This window comes from Micromonospora sp. URMC 105 (assembly GCF_051386295.1).
Lineage (GTDB): Bacteria > Actinomycetota > Actinomycetes > Mycobacteriales > Micromonosporaceae > Micromonospora.
In genome coordinates, this window is record NZ_JBPQTL010000025.1 from 1 (window position 1) to 18,373 (window position 18,373).

At 74.1% G+C, this 18,373-nt stretch carries 19 protein-coding genes; 10 read left to right on the forward strand and 9 right to left on the reverse strand.

All coding sequences use genetic code 11. The features are described 5' to 3' along the window. Window positions 1–36: 36 nt before the first annotated feature. Both ACSNN7_RS11185 and ACSNN7_RS11190 read left to right on the forward strand, forming a co-directional pair. Window positions 37–1,557, forward strand: coding sequence for an APC family permease (locus ACSNN7_RS11185; RefSeq protein WP_436680622.1), 1,521 nt, complete (start codon window positions 37–39; stop codon window positions 1,555–1,557). Beyond that, a complete protein-coding gene (locus tag ACSNN7_RS11190; protein ID WP_436680623.1) occupies window positions 1,554–2,147 on the forward strand; it encodes a GNAT family N-acetyltransferase in 594 nt (197 codons plus the stop codon). Before ACSNN7_RS11185 ends, ACSNN7_RS11190 begins: the two co-directional genes overlap by 4 nt. Before the next feature lie 168 nt (window positions 2,148–2,315). On the opposite strand, the gene ACSNN7_RS11195 is transcribed toward ACSNN7_RS11190, so the two are convergent. Continuing rightward, window positions 2,316–3,140 (reverse strand): SigB/SigF/SigG family RNA polymerase sigma factor, encoded by an 825-nt coding sequence (locus tag ACSNN7_RS11195; protein ID WP_436680624.1) that lies wholly within the window; start codon window positions 3,138–3,140, stop codon window positions 2,316–2,318. A 379-nt stretch (window positions 3,141–3,519) separates the two neighbouring features. Here ACSNN7_RS11195 and ACSNN7_RS11200 point away from each other — a divergent pair, with 379 nt between their 5' ends. Further along, a complete protein-coding gene (locus tag ACSNN7_RS11200; RefSeq protein ID WP_436680625.1) occupies window positions 3,520–4,275 on the forward strand; it encodes a hypothetical protein in 756 nt (251 codons plus the stop codon). On the opposite strand, the gene ACSNN7_RS11205 is transcribed toward ACSNN7_RS11200, so the two are convergent. Beyond that, window positions 4,224–5,813 carry a phospholipase D family protein gene (locus ACSNN7_RS11205; protein ID WP_436680626.1) on the reverse strand — a complete coding sequence of 530 codons (1,590 nt, stop codon included), beginning with the start codon at window positions 5,811–5,813 and terminating at the stop codon, window positions 4,224–4,226. The genes ACSNN7_RS11200 and ACSNN7_RS11205 overlap by 52 nt on opposite strands. Window positions 5,814–5,948: 135 nt before the next feature. On the opposite strand from ACSNN7_RS11205, the gene ACSNN7_RS11210 reads away from it, so the two are divergent. After that, window positions 5,949–6,077, forward strand: coding sequence for a hypothetical protein (locus ACSNN7_RS11210; RefSeq protein ID WP_436680627.1), 129 nt, complete (start codon window positions 5,949–5,951; stop codon window positions 6,075–6,077). A 43-nt stretch (window positions 6,078–6,120) separates the two neighbouring features. Here the strand turns inward: ACSNN7_RS11210 and ACSNN7_RS11215 are convergent, their stop codons facing one another. Both ACSNN7_RS11215 and ACSNN7_RS11220 read right to left on the reverse strand, forming a co-directional pair. Next, a complete protein-coding gene (locus ACSNN7_RS11215) occupies window positions 6,121–7,107 on the reverse strand; it encodes a pirin family protein (protein ID WP_436680628.1) in 987 nt (328 codons plus the stop codon). Between the two features lie 10 nt (window positions 7,108–7,117). After that, window positions 7,118–7,597 (reverse strand): MarR family winged helix-turn-helix transcriptional regulator, encoded by a 480-nt coding sequence (locus tag ACSNN7_RS11220; protein WP_436680629.1) that lies wholly within the window; start codon window positions 7,595–7,597, stop codon window positions 7,118–7,120. A 186-nt stretch (window positions 7,598–7,783) separates the two neighbouring features. Here ACSNN7_RS11220 and ACSNN7_RS11225 point away from each other — a divergent pair, with 186 nt between their 5' ends. Next, window positions 7,784–8,374, forward strand: a complete 591-nt coding sequence (locus ACSNN7_RS11225; RefSeq protein WP_436680630.1) for a DUF1684 domain-containing protein — start codon at window positions 7,784–7,786, stop codon at window positions 8,372–8,374. Window positions 8,375–8,428: 54 nt separating this feature from the next. On the opposite strand, the gene ACSNN7_RS11230 is transcribed toward ACSNN7_RS11225, so the two are convergent. Continuing rightward, window positions 8,429–9,016 (reverse strand): general stress protein, encoded by a 588-nt coding sequence (locus ACSNN7_RS11230; RefSeq protein ID WP_436680632.1) that lies wholly within the window; start codon window positions 9,014–9,016, stop codon window positions 8,429–8,431. A 345-nt stretch (window positions 9,017–9,361) separates the two neighbouring features. Between ACSNN7_RS11230 and ACSNN7_RS11235 the strand changes: the two genes are divergently transcribed. Together ACSNN7_RS11235 and ACSNN7_RS11240 are read left to right on the forward strand one after the other, a co-directional pair. Next, window positions 9,362–10,141: a glucose 1-dehydrogenase gene (locus tag ACSNN7_RS11235; protein ID WP_436680633.1), complete on the forward strand. Its 780-nt coding sequence runs from the start codon at window positions 9,362–9,364 to the stop codon at window positions 10,139–10,141. Window positions 10,142–10,226: 85 nt separating this feature from the next. Next, window positions 10,227–10,727, forward strand: coding sequence for a metallophosphoesterase family protein (locus tag ACSNN7_RS11240; protein ID WP_436680635.1), 501 nt, complete (start codon window positions 10,227–10,229; stop codon window positions 10,725–10,727). A 3-nt stretch (window positions 10,728–10,730) separates the two neighbouring features. On the opposite strand, the gene ACSNN7_RS11245 is transcribed toward ACSNN7_RS11240, so the two are convergent. Then, a complete protein-coding gene (locus ACSNN7_RS11245; protein WP_436680636.1) occupies window positions 10,731–10,946 on the reverse strand; it encodes a DUF3072 domain-containing protein in 216 nt (71 codons plus the stop codon). Between the two features lie 99 nt (window positions 10,947–11,045). Here ACSNN7_RS11245 and ACSNN7_RS11250 point away from each other — a divergent pair, with 99 nt between their 5' ends. Both ACSNN7_RS11250 and ACSNN7_RS11255 read left to right on the forward strand, forming a co-directional pair. Beyond that, window positions 11,046–11,993, forward strand: coding sequence for an NAD(P)/FAD-dependent oxidoreductase (locus ACSNN7_RS11250; protein ID WP_436680704.1), 948 nt, complete (start codon window positions 11,046–11,048; stop codon window positions 11,991–11,993). A 99-nt stretch (window positions 11,994–12,092) separates the two neighbouring features. Then, window positions 12,093–13,082, forward strand: a complete 990-nt coding sequence (locus ACSNN7_RS11255; RefSeq protein WP_436680637.1) for an anti-sigma factor RsbA family regulatory protein — start codon at window positions 12,093–12,095, stop codon at window positions 13,080–13,082. On the opposite strand, the gene ACSNN7_RS11260 is transcribed toward ACSNN7_RS11255, so the two are convergent. From ACSNN7_RS11260 to ACSNN7_RS11270, 3 genes are all read right to left on the reverse strand, one after another. After that, a complete protein-coding gene (locus ACSNN7_RS11260) occupies window positions 13,041–14,327 on the reverse strand; it encodes a cation:proton antiporter (protein ID WP_436680639.1) in 1,287 nt (428 codons plus the stop codon). The genes ACSNN7_RS11255 and ACSNN7_RS11260 overlap by 42 nt on opposite strands. 68 nt (window positions 14,328–14,395) lie before the next feature. Next, window positions 14,396–15,109, reverse strand: a complete 714-nt coding sequence (locus ACSNN7_RS11265) for an HAD family hydrolase (protein WP_436680640.1) — start codon at window positions 15,107–15,109, stop codon at window positions 14,396–14,398. 42 nt (window positions 15,110–15,151) lie between these two features. Continuing rightward, complete coding sequence (locus ACSNN7_RS11270) at window positions 15,152–17,278, reverse strand: SpoIIE family protein phosphatase (protein ID WP_436680641.1); 2,127 nt, start codon at window positions 17,276–17,278, stop codon at window positions 15,152–15,154. A gap of 201 nt (window positions 17,279–17,479) precedes the next feature. On the opposite strand from ACSNN7_RS11270, the gene ACSNN7_RS11275 reads away from it, so the two are divergent. Then, the gene (locus ACSNN7_RS11275; protein ID WP_436680642.1) at window positions 17,480–18,337 is read left to right on the forward strand and encodes a mechanosensitive ion channel family protein; all 858 of its coding nucleotides are present in this window, start codon (window positions 17,480–17,482) and stop codon (window positions 18,335–18,337) included. Window positions 18,338–18,373 lie beyond the last annotated feature (36 nt).

The window sequence follows — 18,373 nt, forward strand, 5'->3', positions numbered from 1 at the left end:
TAAGAGACAGTCCCCCCTCGAACCGGAGCAGCCCCCATGCCTCCCACGACGCTGGAACGCCCCAGTAACGTCTCCGACGCCCTGGCCCGTGGCCGGTTGGGCGTCCCCTCGGTCATCTTCTTCGTCCTCTCCGCCGCCGCGCCGTTCACCGTGATCGCCGGGGTGGTCACCACCGGGTACGCGGTCACCGGCGTGACCGGCATCCCGCTGGCCTTCCTGGCGGTCGCCGCGGTGCTCGTGCTCTTCTCCGTCGGCTACGTGGCGATGGCCCGCCGGGTGGCCAACGCCGGCGCCTTCTACGCCTACATCTCCCGCGGGCTGGGCCGGCCCGCCGGGGTCGGCGCGGCCTGGGTGGCGCTGATCGCGTACAACGCCCTCCAGGTCGGGCTCTACGGCACCATCGGCATCGCCGCGGAGCCGGTGCTCGACCGGCTCTTCGGCGGCCACCCGCACTGGTGGGTGGTGGCCCTGGTCGCCTGGGCCCTGGTCGGCGTGCTGGGCCTGCTCCGGGTCGACATCAACGGCCTGGTGCTGGCCGTGCTGCTGATCACCGAGATCGCGGTGATCGTCGTCTACGACCTCGCCCAGCTCACCCACCCGGCGGGCGGTGCGGTGAGCGTCGCCGCGCTGTCGCCGGAGAACCTCCTCGTCCCCGGCGCCGGGGCCGTGCTGGTGCTGGCCATCACCGGCTTCGTCGGCTTCGAGTCCTCGGTGGTGTTCAGCGAGGAGAGCAAGGACCCGCGCCGTACGGTGCCGATGGCCACCTACCTCTCGATCGCCATCATCGCGGCGCTCTACGCGCTGTCGTCCTGGACGATGACCGTGGCCACCGGGCCGGACCGGATCGCCGAGCGGGCCGGCGCGGACAGCGTCCTGCTGATCTTCAACCTGGCCGGCGAGCACCTCGGCGACACCGCCGTGCTGATCGGCCAGGCGCTCTTCGTGACCTCGGTGCTGGCCGCGATGATCTCGTTCCACAACACCACGGCCCGGTACGCCTTCGCGCTCGGCCGGGAGCGGGTGCTGCCCGCCGCGTTCGGGCAGACCTCGCCGCGCACCGGGTCGCCCCGGGTGGCGTCACTGGCGCAGACCGCCCTCGGCCTGGTGGTGATCGTGCTGTACGCGGTCAACGGCTGGGACCCGGTGCTGAAGCTCTTCTACTGGGCCGGTACCGGTGGCGGCTTCGGCGTGCTGCTGCTGATCGCGGCGACCTCGGTCGCGGTGATCTCGTTCTTCGCCCGGCAGGGCGTGCCGGAGACCCTCTGGCGGCGGGCGGTCGCCCCGGGCCTGGCGGCGGTCGCGCTGGCCGTGATCATCGTGGTGGCGCTGGACAACTTCGCCAACCTGCTCGGCGTCGCGCCGGACTCCCCGCTGCGCTGGGCGATCCCCGCGGTCTACCCGGTCGCCGCGCTGCTCGGCGTGCTCTGGGGCCTGGTGCTGCGGCGCAGCCGCCCCGACGTGTACGCGCGGATCGGCCTCGGCGCGGAGAGCGCCGCCGCGGGCGTGCTGGCGGAGCCGGGCCGGCCGGCGCCGGTCGAGGCGGGGGTGCGGCGGTGAGCGGGCTGACCGTCGAGCGGCTCGGGCCGGCGGAGACCCGGGCGGTCGCCGAGCGGATCGCCGGCGCGTTCGCGGCGTTGCCGGCGACGCGGTGGCTGGTGCCGGACGCGGCCAAGCGGGAGGCGGTGTTGGCGGACAACTTCGAGATCCTGGTCGCGCACGCCATGCGGCACGGCCTGGTCCACGCCACCGCCGACCGGTCGGGCGTGGCGGTCTGGTTCCCGCAGACCGGCGACCCGGTGCCGCCACCGGCGGACTACGACGAGCGGTTGGCCGCGGCCTGCGGGGAGTGGACCGAGCGCTTCCAGCACCTGGACACCCTCTTCGAGGCGCACCACCCGCACGACGACCACCACCACCTGGCGTTCCTGGCGGTGGCGCCGCAGCGGCAGGGGCAGGGCGTCGGCACCGCCCTGCTGCGGCACCACCTCGCGACGCTGGACGCCGCGGGCGTGCCGGCGTACCTGGAGGCGAGCAGCGAGCGCAGCCGTGACCTGTACGCCCGGCACGGCTACCGGGGGTCCGAGCCGTTCCGGCTGCCCGACGGCACCCCGTTCTTCCCGATGTGGCGGGAACCGGCCGGCCGCTGAGCACGCCGTGCGGGGTGCGGCGGGTGCCGGCCGGATCGGACCCGCCGCCCAGCCGCGCGGCGGGTCACCGGGTGCGGAGACGGAAACGGCCCGGCCGGCGAACCGCCGACCGGGCCAGAAGGACGCGACGGTGACCGGGTCCGCCGACCCGGCCGCCGTCGGTCTCCCCTAGTACGTTCCGTCGAGCTGACCCCGCAGCTTGGTCAGCGCCCGGGCCAGCAGCCGCGAGACGTGCATCTGCGAGACGCCGATCTGCTCGGCGATCTGCGACTGGGTCAGGTTGCCGTAGAAGCGCAGCGTCAGGATCTTCTGCTCGCGCTCGTCGAGCGTGGCGAGCGCCGGGCCGAGGGCGACCCGCAGCTCGGCCAGCTCGAACTCGGTGTCCTCGCCGCCGAGCATGTCGCCCAGCTCGGTCGCCCGGTCACCGTCGCCGGTCGGGGTGGAGAGCGAGACCGCGTTGTAGGCGCGGGCGCCCTCCAGGCCCTCCAGGACCTCTTCCTCGGTGAGCTTGAGGTGGGCGGCGATGTCGGCGACCGTCGGCGAGCGGCCGAGGGTCTGCAGCAGCGAGCTGTTGGCGTCGGAGATGGCCAGCCGCAGCTCCTGCAGGCGGCGGGGCACCCGGATGTCCCACGTGCGGTCGCGGAAGTGCCGCTTCAGCTCGCCGATGATGGTCGGGATCGCGTAGCCGGCGAAGTCGACGCCGCGGGACGGGTCGAACTTGTCGATCGCCTTGATGAGGCCGACGGCGGCGGTCTGCGCCAGGTCGTCGGTGGGCTCGCCGCGACCGCTGTAGCGGTGGGCCAGGTGGTTGGCGAGCGGGAGCCACGCCTCGATCGCCCGGTCGCGCATCGCGGCCCGGGACGGGTGGTTGGCGGGCAGCGCGGCCATCGCGTTGAGCAGGTCGGCGGCGCTGTCGGTGAGCGCGCGCGGGTCCAGCTTCTCGGTGGTCGTCGCGGTGGTGGCCGGCTGCTCGGTGGTCGCTGGCGCGGTCATGGGTGGTCCTCCCTGCACCTCGTCCGCGGACAAAAAGACGTGACGCTGTGGTTTAACTTCAGATGGTCCGTTCGGGACTCACCTTAGCCTGATCGGCTCGACGAAATCTAGCCGAAAGGACGATGTGCTTAAGTAATTTTGAGTCATCAACTTCTCATCCCGGACATAATTCGGCCGGTTTGTGATCACCGTTACCGGGTCGCTCGTCCGATGCGGTGTCCATCGCGCGCCCGTACCGTCCCCCTCCGGTCGGTGCCTCCGGCCGGACCGACCGGTCAAGCGCGGACCCGACACGGTGGAGGAGTGTCGGCTTTCCGTCGTTGTCCCATTGACGGGACCGCACGTAGCGTCGCCCTACACCCATCGGTACGGAGGCGTCGTGCTGGACCCCGCGGATCCGCAACTCGTCGTCGACAGTCGCACGCTGCACTTCAGCTGGCTGCCGGCGGATCCGGACGCCGTCGCCGCGCTCGTGCCGCGCGGACTGCGGCCGCGACCGGACCGGCAGGTCTTCATGAACCAGTACGTGGTGGACGACGACGCCCAGACCTCCGGCTTCGGCGCCTACTCGCTGACGTACCTCGGGGTGGCGCTGGACGGGGTGAACGCCCCGGACGGGGTGACCGCGGGCGGCTGGTGGACCCACTACGTCACCTCCAGCCCGCTGGTGCGGGAGTACGCGGCCGCCCGCGGCGCCCCCGCCGTGCTCGGCCGGACCACCATCGACGTGCGGGGCGAGGCGCTGGTGGCCGAGACCGCGGCCGACGGGTCGCCGCTGATCCGGGCCCGCGCGCGGGTCGGCGAGACCGGGCACCTGGTCCGCTCCGGGCACCACCGCTACTTCACCCGCTGCAACGGGCAGCTGCTCAGCGCCGTCTACCCGTTCATCTCGGAGACCGTCGACCCGTTCGAGATCGAGTCGGTGGAGTTCCTGGAGCCCGGGCACCCGGTCTACGCGCTGCGTCCGGAGAACCCGCTACTGATCACCTGGGGCTTCTACGCCCCGCGCACCTCGTTCGCGTACCCGGGCGGGCTCACCCCGTACGCGGGGCAGCCGGCCCGTGCCGAGCACGTGGCGACGCCTCACCAGGTGCCGGCGCGCCGGTCCCGCAGCGGCCTGCCGTCCGGGTCGTAGACCAGCCGGTACGCCGGCAGCGCCCAGAGCCTCGTCAGCCAGGGCAGCCGCTCCGGCCGGTGCGGGCGCAGCCGGCCGGGAGGCCGGGGGCCCCGGCGGCCGTCGTCGTACCACCGCTGGAGCGCGTCGGCCGCCGAGGTGATCGCCTTGATCGCCGCCGCCGGGTCGAGCAGGTCGTCGTCCTCGCCGCCGTCCGGGTCGCGGTCGAGGTGCTCGCGCCACAGCCGCAGGCGCAGCTCGCGGGCGAAGACCCGAGCCCCGTCGCCCTCGCCGGCCGGATCGACGGGCGCCCGCTCGTCGCGGGTGTCGTCGAGCACCGCGCAGGAGAGCTCGCTGTCGTGCGTCCAGGAGCGGCGGTTGAAGTTGTCGCTGCCGACGCTGGCCCAGACGTCGTCCACCACGCACACCTTCGCGTGCACGTAGACCGGCTCGCCCTCGTGGTTCTCCAGGTCGAACACGTGCACCCGGTCCGGCGCGGCCTTCCCGCAGAGGGAGAGCGCCTGCTCGCGGCCGACCATGTTCGGCGGCAGGGCCAGCCGGCCGTCCACGTCCGGGTGGCGGGGGACCACCGCCACCAGGTGCAGGTCGGGATTGTTCCGCAGCGCCTCGGCGAACAGCTCGGCCACCTCGGTGGACCACAGGTACTGGTCCTCCAGGTAGATCAGCCGGCGGGCCCGCCGTACCGCCTTGGTGTAGCCGCGGGCGATGGTGCGCTCGCCGTCCGGGGCGAAGGAGTAGCGGGGCCGGACCGCCGGGTAGGTGCGCAGCACCTGGACCCGGTGCGGGCCGCAGGGCGGCGGGTCGGCCGGTTGCTCCGGCAGCGGGTCGGGGCTGAGGTCGGCGCCGCGCAGCCGGTCGCGCAGGTAGGCCAGCGGGTTCTCCGAGTCCAGCGGCATCGGGTCGGTCCAGCGCTCCCGGAACGTGGTGTCCAGCGCGCCGACCACCGGGCCGCGGAGGGCGAGCTGCACGTCGTGCCAGGGCGGGTGCGGGCCGTACTTCGGAGACATCTGCACGGCCTGCGGGTCGCCCCGGTGCGCCGCGTCGTCGCGCCGGCTGTGGCACAGGTCGATGCCGCCGGCGAACGCGATGTCCCGCTCCGGCGCGCCGGCGTGCCGCAGTACGACCAGCTTCTGGTGGTGCGAGCCGCCCCGCCGGACCCGCTGGTCGAGCAGCACCTCGCCGCCGGCGGCGCAGATCGCCTCGCTGAGGGTGCGGTTCTCCGCCTCGCTGTAGGAGAGGACGTCGAGGTGGGAGCGCCAGATCAGGCCCTTGACCAGGACGCCGCGCTGGGCGGCCTGCGCGAAGAGCTGGGCCACGGTCGGGCCGTCCGGGCGCATCCGCTGGTCCGGATCGCCACGCCAGTCGGTGAAGAAGAGGTGGTCGCCGGCGCGCAGCGCCTCCACCTCGGTGACCAGCCGGTCGAAGTACGCCGCACCGTGAATCAACGGCTCGGCGAGGTTTCCGGTCGTCCAGACGGGTAACACCGAGACCGGGTTGGCGCGTTCGTCAGCGGTCAGGAACCAATCCTGTGTCGCCACGTTCCAGCCCCCCGAGGTCGTCGACAACGTCCTCACGGTAGGTGCCGTGCCACCGGTCCGCACGCCGGGTTCGCATCCGGGTGCCCTGGTGGGGGCCCTGCCAGACCGAGACGCGAACACCGAGGAGGCCACCGCATGCCCGCCGAGACGACGAGCCCCGTGACCGAGTACCGCCCCCAGGCGGTGGAGAGCGAGCGGGGTGCGCTGCTGGCGGTGTTGCTCATGGTGATCCTCGGAGTCGCCGGGATCTTCGCCGTCTCCTGAGGCGTGACGTGGGGCGCCCCGGCGGACCGGGGCGCCCTCGTCGTCAGGGACGCTCGCTCTGCCCGCCGGTGTGCGGCAGCCGCTCGGCGGGCACGACGCCGAGCCGGCCGGCCTGGAAGTCCTCGAAGGCCCGCAGCAGCTCGGCGCGGGTGTTCATCACGAACGGCCCGTAGTGCGCCACCGGCTCCCGGATCGGCCGGCCACCCATGATGAAGAGGTCCAGCGCCGGAGTGTGGGCGTCCTGCCGGGCGTCGGCGGTGGCCCGCAGCGCGTCGCCCGGCCCGTGCACGGCCAGCTGGCCGGTGCGCACCGGCCGCCGGTCGGTGCCGACGGTGCCCCGGCCGCCCAGCACGTAGACGAGCGCGTTGAAGTTGGGCCGCCAGGGCAGGCTCAGCTCGGCGCCTGGCTCGAGCGTGACGTGCGCGATGGTGATCGGGGTGTGGGTCGACCCCGGGCCCCGGTGCCCGGCCACCTCGCCGGCGATCACGCGGATCAGCGCCCCGCCGTCCGGCGTGGTGAGCAGCGCGGCCTCCCGGCCCCGGATGTCCTGGTAGCGCGGCGGCTTCATCTTGGCCACCTTGGGCAGGTTGACCCAGAGCTGGAGGCCGTGGAACAGGCCACCGCTCACCACCAGGTGCTCCGGCGGGGCCTCGATGTGCAGCAGGCCACGGCCGGCGGTCATCCACTGGGTGTCGCCGTTGGTGATGGTGCCGCCACCACCCTGCGAGTCCTGGTGGTCCATGATCCCGTCGATCATGTAGGTCACGGTCTCGAAGCCGCGGTGCGGGTGCCACGAGGTGCCCTTCGGCTCGCCCGGGGCGTAGTCCACCTCGCCCATCTGGTCCAAATGGATGAACGGGTCCAGCTCGGTCATCGGCACCCCGGCGAAGGCCCGGCGGACCGGGAAGCCCTCGCCCTCGTAGCCGCGCGGCGCGGTGATCAGGCGGCTCACCGGACGGAAGCTGGTGCTCTCGTCGAGACGGGGCAGGCGGGGCAGGACGAGGACGTCGTCGACGGTGATGGCGGGCATCGCGAACTCCTTAGTCGCTCTGGGTGGACGACGCGTCGCGGTCGGCGCGCAGGCGCCGGCCGAGTCGTTCGAAGACCCGGGTCAGGGTGGCCACCTCGACGTCGTCGAGGTCGTCCATCAGGTGCCGGCGGACCGAGGCCAGATGCCCCGGCGCGGCCTCGCGCAGCGCGAGCAGCCCGGCGGCGGTCAGCACCGCCTCGCTGCCCCGGCCGTCCTGCGGGCAGGACTGCCGGGCGACCAGGCCGCGCCGCTGCATGGAGGTGATCTGGTAGGTCAGCCGGCTGGGGGAGAAGACCAGGCGGCCGGCCAGCTCGCCCATCCGCAGCCGCTGCCCCGGCGCCTCGGCGAGCAGGACCAGCACGTGGTAGTCGGCGAAGCTCAGGCCACGGTCGGCCCGCAGGTCCTCCTCCAACTGGGTGAACAGCCGCTGGCTCGCCTCGATGTAGGCGCGCCAGCCGGCCATCCGCTCGTGGTCCATGCTCTCGGTCACGCGCCGAGAGTAGCACTATTTAAAATTTAAACAACCTTCCTCCAGCCTGGGCATCGCTGCCGGAATCGCGCGGGCACGTCACGGTCCTGCCGATTTGAAGAAGCGCGCGTCGAGGTGCGCCACCCGTAGCGGTACCGCGACCGTCGGTCGCCGTCGCCGGGCCGCCGGCCCGGCTAGGCTCGGCGGGTGGACGACCTGGAACTGTTCGACTGGCGGGAGCGGGTGGCCCGGCTCTACCTCTCCGAGCTGGACCTGGCCGGATTCCGGGCGGCCCGGGACGAACTGTTCGCCGGGCACCCGGCCAGCCCGGTGCCCGACGCCGACCGCGCAGCCTTCACCGGGCTGGGCTGGTTCCCGCCCAATCCGGACGCCGTGATCGAGGCGCCGCTGCGTCCCGCCTCCGGCACCGAGCGCATCGACACCGGCGGGCCGGACGGCGTGGTGGCGTACCGGCGGGTGGCCGTGGCACAGACGCCGTGGGGCGAGCTGACCCTCTGGTGGATCGAGGCGTACGGGGGCGGGCTCTTCGTGCCGCTGCGCGACGGCACCAGCGGCCGGGAGAGCTACGGCGGCGGGCGGTACCTGACCGACACCGTCAAGGGCACGTACGGCCGGGGCCTCACCGTGCTCCCCGGCGGGCGGGTCCGCCTGGACGCCAACTACCTCTACAACCCCAGCTGCGCCTACGACGACCGGTGGGCCTGCCCACTGGCCCCGCCGGAGAACCGGGTCGACGTGCCGATCCGGGCGGGCGAGCTGGCGTACCGGCGACCCTGACCCGGCACCGCGACGCCCCGGCGCGCGGTGCGCCGGGGCGTCGGGAAGAGCGGGTCAGCGGGCGGTCGCGCCGGTCGGGGTGAGGTGCATCCGGCCCAGCAGCTGACGCGCCTGCTCGGCGACGTCCGCCTCCACGGTCACCGCGTACTGGCCGGCGCGCAATGAACTGGCCGAGGTGAAGTCACGCTGGCCACCGGACATGGCGTGCGCGACCGCGCCGAACACGGCACCCCAGATCGCGCCGATGACCAGGCCGACCAGGATCACCGCCAGCCAGTTGCCCACCGTGAAGATGCCGAACAGCAGGCCGATGAAGAGCCCGAACCAGGCTCCCGTGCCCGCGCCCAGCAACGCCGCGCGTCCGGTCGTCAGCCGGCCCAGCACCGTCTCCACCAGCGTCAGGTTCGTCCCCACGATCGCGGTGCGCTCCACCGGGAACCGGTTGTCGGCCAGATAGTCCACCACCCGCTGCGCGGACGGGTAGTCCGGGTACGAGCCGATCGTCACGGTGGGCGGCCCGGTCTGCGGGCCGTGCCCGTCACCGCTCGGCGCAGACGGCCGGCCGGCCGGGCCGGACGGGAGGTTCTCGCCGCCCGACGTCCCGGGACGCCAGGCCGCGCTCGGGTTCGAGGGTCTGGTCATCGCTGCCTCCTTCGTCGGCCATCCGTCTTCCCGAGGGTCTGCACCGGTAACGCCCAACCGCCGCCCACGTCGAGGAATGCTGCTTCCCGGCCCCGGGTAGGCACCGGCGTGCGTGCAAACGGACGACCCGGTGACCACGGGGCGCCGGCCGACGGTGACACCGCCGCACCGGTGGACCGGGCCGGCCCGGCCGGCCGGTGGTGTGCCGCGGTGCGACGGGCCGTCGGAGCGCGGGCGGCTGCTCGGCGACCGGAAAACCGCCGCCGACGAGCGGGCCGACAGGGCCACGCAAGGTGACCGACAGCCCGTGCCGGCCGGTGCGGGAGCCACGGAGGGAGCAGGCTGATGGCGGGACGTCTCGAGGGGATGACGGCGCTGATCACGGGTTCGGATTCCGGGATCGGGCAGGCCACGGCGATCGAGTTCGGCCGGGAGGGCGCCGACGTGGTGGTGCACTACCTGCGCGACCACGCCGGGGCCGACCACACCCGGGCGGAGGTGGAGAAGGCCGGCCGGCGAGCGGTGGTGGTGCAGGGCGACATCAGCGTGGAGCACCAGGTCGAGGCGATGTTCGACGAGGCGCTGACGGCGTTCGGCAGGCTGGACATCCTGATGAACAACGCCGGGGTGGACGCCTCGGGCATTCCGGTCGCGGACCTGGACACCGAGACGTGGGACCGGGCGATCCGGACCAACGTCTACGGGACGTTCTTCTGCTCGCGACGGTTCGTGCAGCACCGTCGTGACCAGGGTGGGCGCGGGCGGATCATCAACATCACCTCGATCCACCAGGAGGTGGCCCGGGCCGGCGGGGCGGACTACGACACCAGCAAGGGCGCCATGCTGGAGTTCGCGAAGAGCCTCGCCCTGGAGGTCGCCCCGATGCACATGAACGTCAACAACATCGGGCCCGGGATGGTGCTGACCCCGTTCAACCAGCGGGCCATCGACGACCCGAAGTACCTGGAGGAGCAGGTGCAGTCGATCCCGTGGAAGCGGGCCGCGCAGCCCGAGGAGATCGCGAAGCTGGCGGTCTTCCTGGCCAGCGACGACGCCGACTACGTCACCGGCTCCACCTACTTCATGGACGGCGGGCTCATGCAGAACCAGGGTCAGGGCGCCTGACCGGACCGGCGCGGACCCACCGGCGATCACGGTACGGGCGGCCCGGCGCGTGGTGCGGACCCGGCGGCGGGCGGACAATGACCGGATGCGCCTGGTCATCCTCGCCGACACCCACGTACCGAAGCGGGCGCGCGACCTGCCCGCGCCCGTCTGGGCGGCGGTCGAGGCCGCCGACGTGGTGGTGCACGCCGGAGACTGGATCGACGTGGCGCTGCTGGACGCCCTCACCGCCCGGGCCCGCCGGTTGGTCGGCGTGTACGGCAACAACGACGGCCCGGAGCTGCGGGCCCGGCTGCCCGAGGTGGCCCGCGTCGAGCTCGACGGCCTGCGGGTGGCGGTGGTGCACGAGACCGGCCCGAAGACCCGGCGGGAGGAGCGCTGCGCGGCCCGCTTCCCCGACCGCGACCTGCTGATCTTCGGCCACTCGCACATCCCGTGGGACAGCGTCGCCCCGGGCGGGCTGCGGCTGCTCAACCCCGGCTCGCCCACCGACCGGCGGTCCCAGCCGTACGCCACCTACCTGACCGCGCGGGTGGCGGCGGGGCGGCTCGACGAGGTCGAGCTGCACCGCCTGCCCCCGCGCTGACGGTCACCGGCCCCGGCCGGTCTCCTCCTGCAACTCGTCGATCCGCCGGGACGCCTCGGCCTTCGTCAGGTCGTCCGGCACCTCTTCGCCGGCCTCCCGGGCCAGCGTGTGCAGGTACGACTCCTGGGCGGCGGTCGGCGGCTCCTCGCCGGTCACCCAGTCGTCCGGGTCCTTGATCGCGCTCCGTGGGTCGGGCTGCTGCCTGTTGTGGTCGGCCATGACGTCCCCTTTCTTCGAACAGGTGTACCCCTACCCAGGCTTTCGGTCCTTCATGCCGCCCCGCGCCGCGGCACATACGATCGCCCGGTGGACTCGGACGTGATCGTGGTGGGTGCCGGCATCGCCGGTGTGGCGTGCGCGGGAGAGCTGGTCCGGGCGGGCGTCACCGTGCAGATCCGGGAACGCGGCCGGGTGGCGGGCGGGCGGATGGCCAGCCGGCGCTTCGACGGCCGCCCCGCCGACACCGGCGCCGCGTACTTCACCGTCGACGATCCCGGCTTCGCCGAGGTGGTGCACCGGTGGCGGGCCGCCGGGCTGGTCCGGGAGTGGACCGACACCTTCGTGGCGTACGGCCCGGACGGCCGGCGCGAGGTGACCGGCCCGATGCGCTGGTCCGCCCCGCGCGGCCTGCGCTCGCTGGTCGAGGAGCTGGCCCGGGACCTGCCGGTGACGACGGAGCAGCTGGTCATGGCCGTGCAGCCGGGCCCGGCGGTGGACGGAGCCGGGTGTGCCGCGGTGGCGCTGTGCATGCCCGGCCCCCAGGCGGCGCTGCTGCTCGACCCGGCGCTGGCCCACGCCGGCCGCGCCGCACTGGACCAGCGCTGGGCGCCGGCGCTGAGCGCGGTGCTGCGCTTCCCGAGCCGCCGCTGGCCGGACTTCCGCGGCGCCTTCGTCAACGACCACCCGCTGCTCGCGCTGGTCTGCGACGACGGCGACCGGCGTGGTGACGCCGCCCCGGTGCTGGTCGCGCACACCACGCCGGAGTTCGCCGCCGGTCACCTGGCGCAGCCGAGCGCCGCCGGGCCGGCCGTCGAGGAGGCGGTCCGGGACCTGCTGGGGCTGCCCGAGCCGGCCGAGCTGGTGCACGTGCACCGCTGGACGTACGCCCGGCCGACCGCCGCGGGGGACGGGACGTACCACCTCGACGACGACGGCGTGGGGCTGGCCGGCGACGCGTTCGGCCGGCCTCGGGTGCAGAGCGCCTGGCGTTCCGGGCGGGACCTGGGACGCGCCCTGGCCGAGCGGGTGCTCGCCGTTCGTGGTTGACCGGTGCCGGTGCGCGCACCGGCTCCCGGCGGTGGGCGTATCGTCCGTGCGGGGAGGTGTGCGCGACGTGGACGGGGTTTCCGGACGGCGGGGGGCGGCGTGACCGGCCGTGGCCTGCGCCATGACGCGCTGCTCTACGCCGGCGACGAGGACTACCTGGACGCGATCCGCGCCTTCGTGGCCGCCGGCCGGGCCGCCGACGAGCCGGTCCTGGTGGCCGTGCCCGCCCACCGCCTCACTCAGGTCGGGGCCGTCCTCGGCGCATCCGCCGGGGTGACCCTCGCGGACATGAGCACGATGGGGCGCAACCCCGCGGCGATCATCCCCACCGCCCTGCGCGAGTTCGTGCACCGGTTCCCCGGGCGGCGGCTGCGGATCGTGGGGGAGTCGCTCTGGCCGGGTCGGCGCCCGGCGGCGTACCGGCACTGCGTCGAGCACGAGGCGATGATCAACCTGGCGCTCGGGGCGTACCCGCTGGACGCGCTCTGCCTCTTCGACCGGTCCCGGCTGCCCGCCGACGCCCTCGCCGACGTGGGCCGGACCCATCCCGTCGTGCGGCTCGGGCCGGTGACCCGGCCCAGCGCCGGCTACCAGCACCCGGAGGAGGTGCTGGCCGGCTGCGCCCAGGCGCTGCCTCCGCCGCCGGCCGACGCGGCGGCCCGCCGGGTGGAAGCTGCCGACCTGGCTGCGCTGCGGGCCGCCGTGGCCGCCACCGCCGTGGCCGCCGGTCTGCCCGCCGACCGCGTCGACGACCTCCGGATCGCGGTCACCGAGCTGGCCGCCAACGTCATCACCCATGGCGGCGGGCCCGCGACGGTGCGCTGGTGGGTGGCGCCGGACGAGCTGAGCTGCGAGGTCAGCGGCGACGGGGTGATCGCCGACCCGTTCGCCGGCCGGCTCCCGGCCCCGACGTCGGCCGAGCGGGGGCGCGGACTGCTGCTGGTGCAGCAGCTCTGCGACCTGGTCGACATCCGGGTGGTCGACGGGGGCAGCACCGTCCGGGTGCAGATGGAGCTGCCGGTGCCGGCCGTGCTGCCCGCCCCGCGGTCAGCTCCGGACGCCGTCGAGCGCGGGCTCGCTCCGCTCTGACGGCTGCTCGGTGCGCTCGCCCGCCCGGTCCAGCAACTGCATGACCGGAGTGGCGGCGATCCCGTGCACCACCACGGAGACGACCACCACCAGCCCGACGGTCGCCCAGATCAGCTCGGCCTGGGGGAAGTCGGTCGTGCTGGTGGCGTACGCCACGTAGTAGAACGACCCGACGCCGCGGATGCCGAAGAACGAGATCACCCAGTGCTCGGCCGGGCGTCCCGGCGCGCCCCGCAGCGACAGCCAGCCGATCAGCGGCCGGACCACGAAGACCAGGGCCAGCCCGACCGCCGCCGCGGGCCAGGTCAGCGGCCCCAGCAGGCCGCCGATCACCGCGCCGCCGAAGAGCAGCAGCAGCATGACCGTCAGCAGCCGCTCGACCTGCTCGGCGAAGTCGTGCAGCACCGAGTGGAACTCGTGGGTGCGTTCGGCCGCCCGGATCGCCCGCGCGGCGACGAAGACGGCCAGGAAGCCGTACCCGCCGACCACCTCCACCAGCCCGTACGCCAGGAAGGTGGCGGCCAGGGCGAGGAAGCCCTCGGCGTGCCGGGCCAGCCGCAGCTCGCTGGGGGCGCGGAAGAAGAGCTTGCCCAGCAGCCAGCCGACGAGCAGCCCGCCCCCGACCCCGACGGCGAGCTTGTAGAGCACGTCGACGGTGAACCACTCGCCGAACCACTGGGCCGGAGCCAGGCTGGTGGTGGCGATGGCGATGGCCGCGTACACGAAGGGGAAGGCCAGCCCGTCGTTGAGGCCGGCCTCGGAGGTGAGGGCGAAGCGGACCTCGTCCTCGGAGTCCTCCACGTCGGTGGGTTCGCCCACCTGCACGTCGGCGGCGAGCACCGGGTCGGTCGGGGCCAGCGCCGCCCCGAGCAGCAGCGCCGCGGCCGGCACCAGGCCGCCCCACCACCAGCCGAGCAGCGCCACCGCCGCGATGCACACCGGCATCGCGATCGCCAGCAGCCGCCAGGTGGACGACCACCGCCGCCAGCTCAACGGCCGGTCGATCTTGAGGCCGGCGCCCATCAGGGCGACGATCACCCCGATCTCGGTGAGGTGAGTGGTCAGGTCGGGGTGGGCCAGCGGGTCCGGCGACGGCAGCCCGGTGGGCAGCAGGAACACCAGCATGCCCAGGCCGAGGAACGCGATCGGCATGGACAGCGGGCGGCGCTCCAGCAGCCGGGGCAGGATCCCGGCCAGCAGGGCGCCCACGCCCACCAGCGCGAACGCGACATCGACCGGTTCCACGGCACCGCCTCTCCCACCTCGCCCGCGCTCGCGGGCGAGGTGGGGACTGTGCCCCGTCGCCCGGGGGGTTAAGCCTCGGTGTCCGCCTTGTCCCCCGGTGACGTCCGCCTCGGCGTGACGAGGGGGGAGTCCGCCAGGGCGTCCAGCAGCGCCGTCGGGTCGTCGTACACGGCGACCGCGCCCGCCCCGGCCAGCTCGCCCCGGCTGGTGCCGCCGCAGGTCAGCCCGATACAGGGGATGTCGAGCTTGCCGGCCGCGGCGACGTCCCAGACCGAGTCGCCGACGAAGACCACCCGCCGGGCGTCCAGGCCGGACTGCTCCAGGGCGGCGACCAGGATGTCCGGGGCCGGCTTGCTCTGTTCCGCGTCGGCCGAGGAGGTGACGGTGTCGACCACGTCGTCGGCGTCCAGCGCCGCGCGCAGCGCCGCGACCTCGTGCTCGGCGGCGGAGGTGGCGAGTACCACCCGCAGGCCCCGGGCGGCGCAGGCGCGCAGCAGCTCCGCCGCGCCGGGCAGCGGGACGAGCCGCTCCCAGTACTCGGCGAAGAGGCTGTCGTGGGCGTCGCGCAGCTTGCCGTCGGCGTTGCGGTCACGTTCCGGGCCGAGCAGGTGGTCCAGGAGCTTGTCCGAACCCATCCCGATGGACCGGTGGATCTCCGCCATCGGCACCCGGTGGCCGGCCTGCCGCAGCGCCTCCCACCAGCTCACGGTGTGCAGGTAGGTGGTGTCGACCAGGGTGCCGTCGACGTCGAAGAGGACGCCGGAGGGAGTCTCTGCGCTCATAAGCGTCCTCCTACCCCGCTCGGGCGCCGCTGACGCCCGTGCTCATCCCGGCGGGATGAGGATCTCGAACCAGACGGTGGAGCCGCGGACCGTGGGGTCGGTGCCCCAGGCGTCGGAGAGCTGCTCGATCAGCCCGAGGCCCCGGCCCCGGCTGCTCAACGTGTCGGTCTGCGCCCGGGTCACGGTGCCCCGGGTGCCGGAGTCGGCGACCGACACCAGCAGGCGCTCCGGGCTCAGGTCGATCTCCACCCGGGCGGCCGTGCCGGCGTGCAGCAGCGCATTGGTGGTCAGCTCGCTGGTGCAGAGCACCGCCGCGCCGACCACCGCCTCCGGTACCCGCCACTCGGCCAGCTGCGCGGTCATCCAGTGCCGCACCCGGCTGGGCGCGGTCGGCTCGGCCGGCATCTCCATGCTCGCCGAGCGGCTCGGCTTCAGCGCGTGCTCCACCGCCAGCACCGCCACGTCGTCCTCCGTCGCCCCGTGCACCGCGCGGGTGGCCACCGCGCAGACCGCCCGCGGGTCCCCGCTGACCGCGTCGGCCACCGCCGCGGCCAGCCGGTCCAGGCCCGCGGTGAGGCTCTGCCGGCGCCGCTCGACCACCCCGTCGCTGTACAGCAGCAGGGTGTCCCCGGGCTGGAACGGCACGGTCGCGGTCCGCGGCCGGCACCCCAGCCCCAGCGGGGCGCCCGTCGGCAGCTCGACGAAGGTGGTCGTCACCGTGCCGTCGGGGTGGCAGCGGCGGATCAGCGGCGGCGGGTGCCCCGCGCTGGCCAGCGTGATCTCGCCGCGGTCGGCGTTCACCACGCCGAAGACCACGGTGACGAAGAGCTCCTGGGTGCCGGTCTCGGTGCCGAGGCTGGCCACCAGCCGGTCCAGCCCGGCCAGGACGGCGTCCGGGCGGGGGTCGGAGAGCGCGAGCGCGCGCAGCGCCGCCCGTACCTGCCCCATCCGGGCCGCCGCCTGCACGTCGTGGCCGGCGACGTCGCCGAGGACCACGCCCAGGTCGCCGGTGGGCAGCAGGAACGCGTCGTAGAAGTCGCCGCCGGCGGCGTTGCCGTCGACGCCGGGGTCGTACCGGGCGGCGATGCGCAGCCGGGGCAGCGCCGGCAGCCGTTCCGGCAGCATGCTGCGTTGCAGCAGCTGGGCGGTGCCGTGCTGGGTCTCGAACCGGCGGGCCCGCTCGGCCGCCTGACCGACGAGCTCCGCCGAGGCGGCCAGCAACGCCCGCTCCGCGGCGGACCAGCCGTGCGGGCGCTGGTAGCCGACGGCGATCCCGCCCCGGATCACCGAGGAGCGCAGCGGCAGCGCGGCCAGCGCGCGGATCTTCTGGTCGTGCCGGTCGACCGCGCTCGCCCGCAGCGGCTGGCCGTCACCCACGAAGTACGGCACCCCGCTGCCGGCGGTGACCACCACGGGGTCGGGGGCGTCGGCGGGGACCGGCCGCCACAGCGGGGGCAGCCGCTCGTCGGCCTCGTCGAGCAGTTCGCCGCGGATGCGCCGGACGATCCGCCAGCCCGGGCCGTCGTCGACGGCGAAGGTGACCCGGTCGGCGTCGAAGGAGCCGAGCGCGTAGCGCAGGGTCACCCGGGCCACGTCGTCGAGGGTGAGCGTGCCGGAGAGGGCGGCGGCGAAGTCGCTGAGGCTCTGCAACTGCTGGGTGAGCTGGGTGGTCTGGGCGGCGACGGTGAGTACGCCGACGATCCGGCCGGCGCTGTCGCGCACCGGCGAGTTGCCGCGGGTGAAGACCGCGTGGTCCCCGGTGGCCGCCGGGTGCTGGTCGGCCGGGAGCACCGACTCCCGCTGCAGGAACGACTCACCCCGCCGGTACGCCCGCTCGATCACGTCGCCGACCCCCGGCAGGTGCCACAGGTCCGCGAACACCTCGGGGGCGGGCCGGCCGAGGGCCGCCGGGTGCCGGTCGCCGATCAGTTCGGCGTAGCCCTGGTTGTAGAGCAGGACGAACTCGTCGCCGTAGTGGAGCGCCATCGGCACCGGCGAGGAGAGGACGACGTCCACGAGCGCGCGTACCGCCGGGTCCCACTGCTGCGGCGGCCCGAGCGGGGTGTTCGCCCAGGGGTGCGCGAGCACGGCCGCCGCCACCTGCGCGACCGGGGCCGGTCCGGGGGCGGCGGGCGGTGGCGTGGGGACTCGCCCGACCGTGCCTGGCATGTCACGCAGCCTAGCCGGAGCCTTGCGCCGGAGTTTCGATCATGCCCCCCGACCGCGCCGCAGGGCCCGTCGGCGGCGGTGTTAGGGCAGCTCGCGAGCCCTTTCGGCGGGCATGTCGGGAAATTGATCCCGGGTGTCGCGGCGTGCTGCGGAAGCGACCGGGTATCCGCCCGGCGCAGTCCATGCGACAGGAGGGACATCATGCCGGAAACCCTTGCGGTCAGGCAGGTCGACATCGGCGACGCACTGGCCGACATGTGGAGGTCGGTGCTGCTCTTCATCCCGAGGGCGATCGCGTTCATCGCGATCCTCGTGGTGGGCTGGATCATCGCCCGAGCGGTACTCAAAATCGTGGACAAGGTACTGGAACGGGTGGGGTTCGACCGCGCGGTCGAACGGGGCGGCATCAGACGCGCACTGGAACGCACCAAGTACGACGCCAGCGACATCCTGGCGAAGCTCGCGTACTACGCAGTCCTGCTGTTCACCCTGCAGTTCGCCTTCGGGGTGTGGGGGCCGAACGCGATCAGCGACCTGATCCGGGGCGTCGTGGCCTGGCTGCCGCGCGCGTTCGTGGCGATCGTCATCGTGGTCGTGGCGGCCGCGATCGCCAACGCGGTCCGGGACCTGGTCACCGGGGCGCTGGGAGGCCTGTCGTACGGCAGGATCCTGGGTGATCTGACCGCGGTCTTCATCCTGGCGCTGGGCGTCATCGCCGCGCTGAACCAGGTGGGCATCGCCACCACGGTGACCACGCCGGTGCTGATCACGGTGCTCGCCACCGTGGCCGGCATCATCGTCGTCGGTGTCGGCGGTGGTCTGGTGAAGCCGATGCAGAGCCGCTGGGACCGCTGGCTGGACCGGGCGGCCGAGGAGTCGCGGGCCATCCAGGTGCATCGCCAGGCCCAGGCGGCCGGACGGGGCGACATGGACCGGCAGATGGCCGACCGGGGCGGCCAGGCCGCGCCGCGGCCCCAGGAGGGGGTCCACCCGATGGCCGGGGGCCGGGGTGCCAACGTGGGCGAGGAGACCCAGCAGTTCCGTCGCCCGGGGACCTGAGTCGGCGGCGCAGGCGGTGGAGGGGGTCCGTGCGTG

Coding starts and splice junctions, on each gene's coding strand:
- ACSNN7_RS11270 (WP_436680641.1), bottom strand. CDS start 17,278: ATGCCAGGCACGGTCGGGCGAGTCCCCACGCCACCGCCCGCCGCCCCC.
- ACSNN7_RS11235 (WP_436680633.1), top strand. CDS start 9,362: ATGGCGGGACGTCTCGAGGGGATGACGGCGCTGATCACGGGTTCGGAT.
- ACSNN7_RS11195 (WP_436680624.1), bottom strand. CDS start 3,140: ATGACCGCGCCAGCGACCACCGAGCAGCCGGCCACCACCGCGACGACC.
- ACSNN7_RS11240 (WP_436680635.1), top strand. CDS start 10,227: ATGCGCCTGGTCATCCTCGCCGACACCCACGTACCGAAGCGGGCGCGC.
- ACSNN7_RS11185 (WP_436680622.1), top strand. CDS start 37: ATGCCTCCCACGACGCTGGAACGCCCCAGTAACGTCTCCGACGCCCTG.
- ACSNN7_RS11215 (WP_436680628.1), bottom strand. CDS start 7,107: ATGCCCGCCATCACCGTCGACGACGTCCTCGTCCTGCCCCGCCTGCCC.
- ACSNN7_RS11265 (WP_436680640.1), bottom strand. CDS start 15,109: ATGAGCGCAGAGACTCCCTCCGGCGTCCTCTTCGACGTCGACGGCACC.
- ACSNN7_RS11245 (WP_436680636.1), bottom strand. CDS start 10,946: ATGGCCGACCACAACAGGCAGCAGCCCGACCCACGGAGCGCGATCAAG.
- ACSNN7_RS11275 (WP_436680642.1), top strand. CDS start 17,480: ATGCCGGAAACCCTTGCGGTCAGGCAGGTCGACATCGGCGACGCACTG.
- ACSNN7_RS11230 (WP_436680632.1), bottom strand. CDS start 9,016: ATGACCAGACCCTCGAACCCGAGCGCGGCCTGGCGTCCCGGGACGTCG.
- ACSNN7_RS11210 (WP_436680627.1), top strand. CDS start 5,949: ATGCCCGCCGAGACGACGAGCCCCGTGACCGAGTACCGCCCCCAGGCG.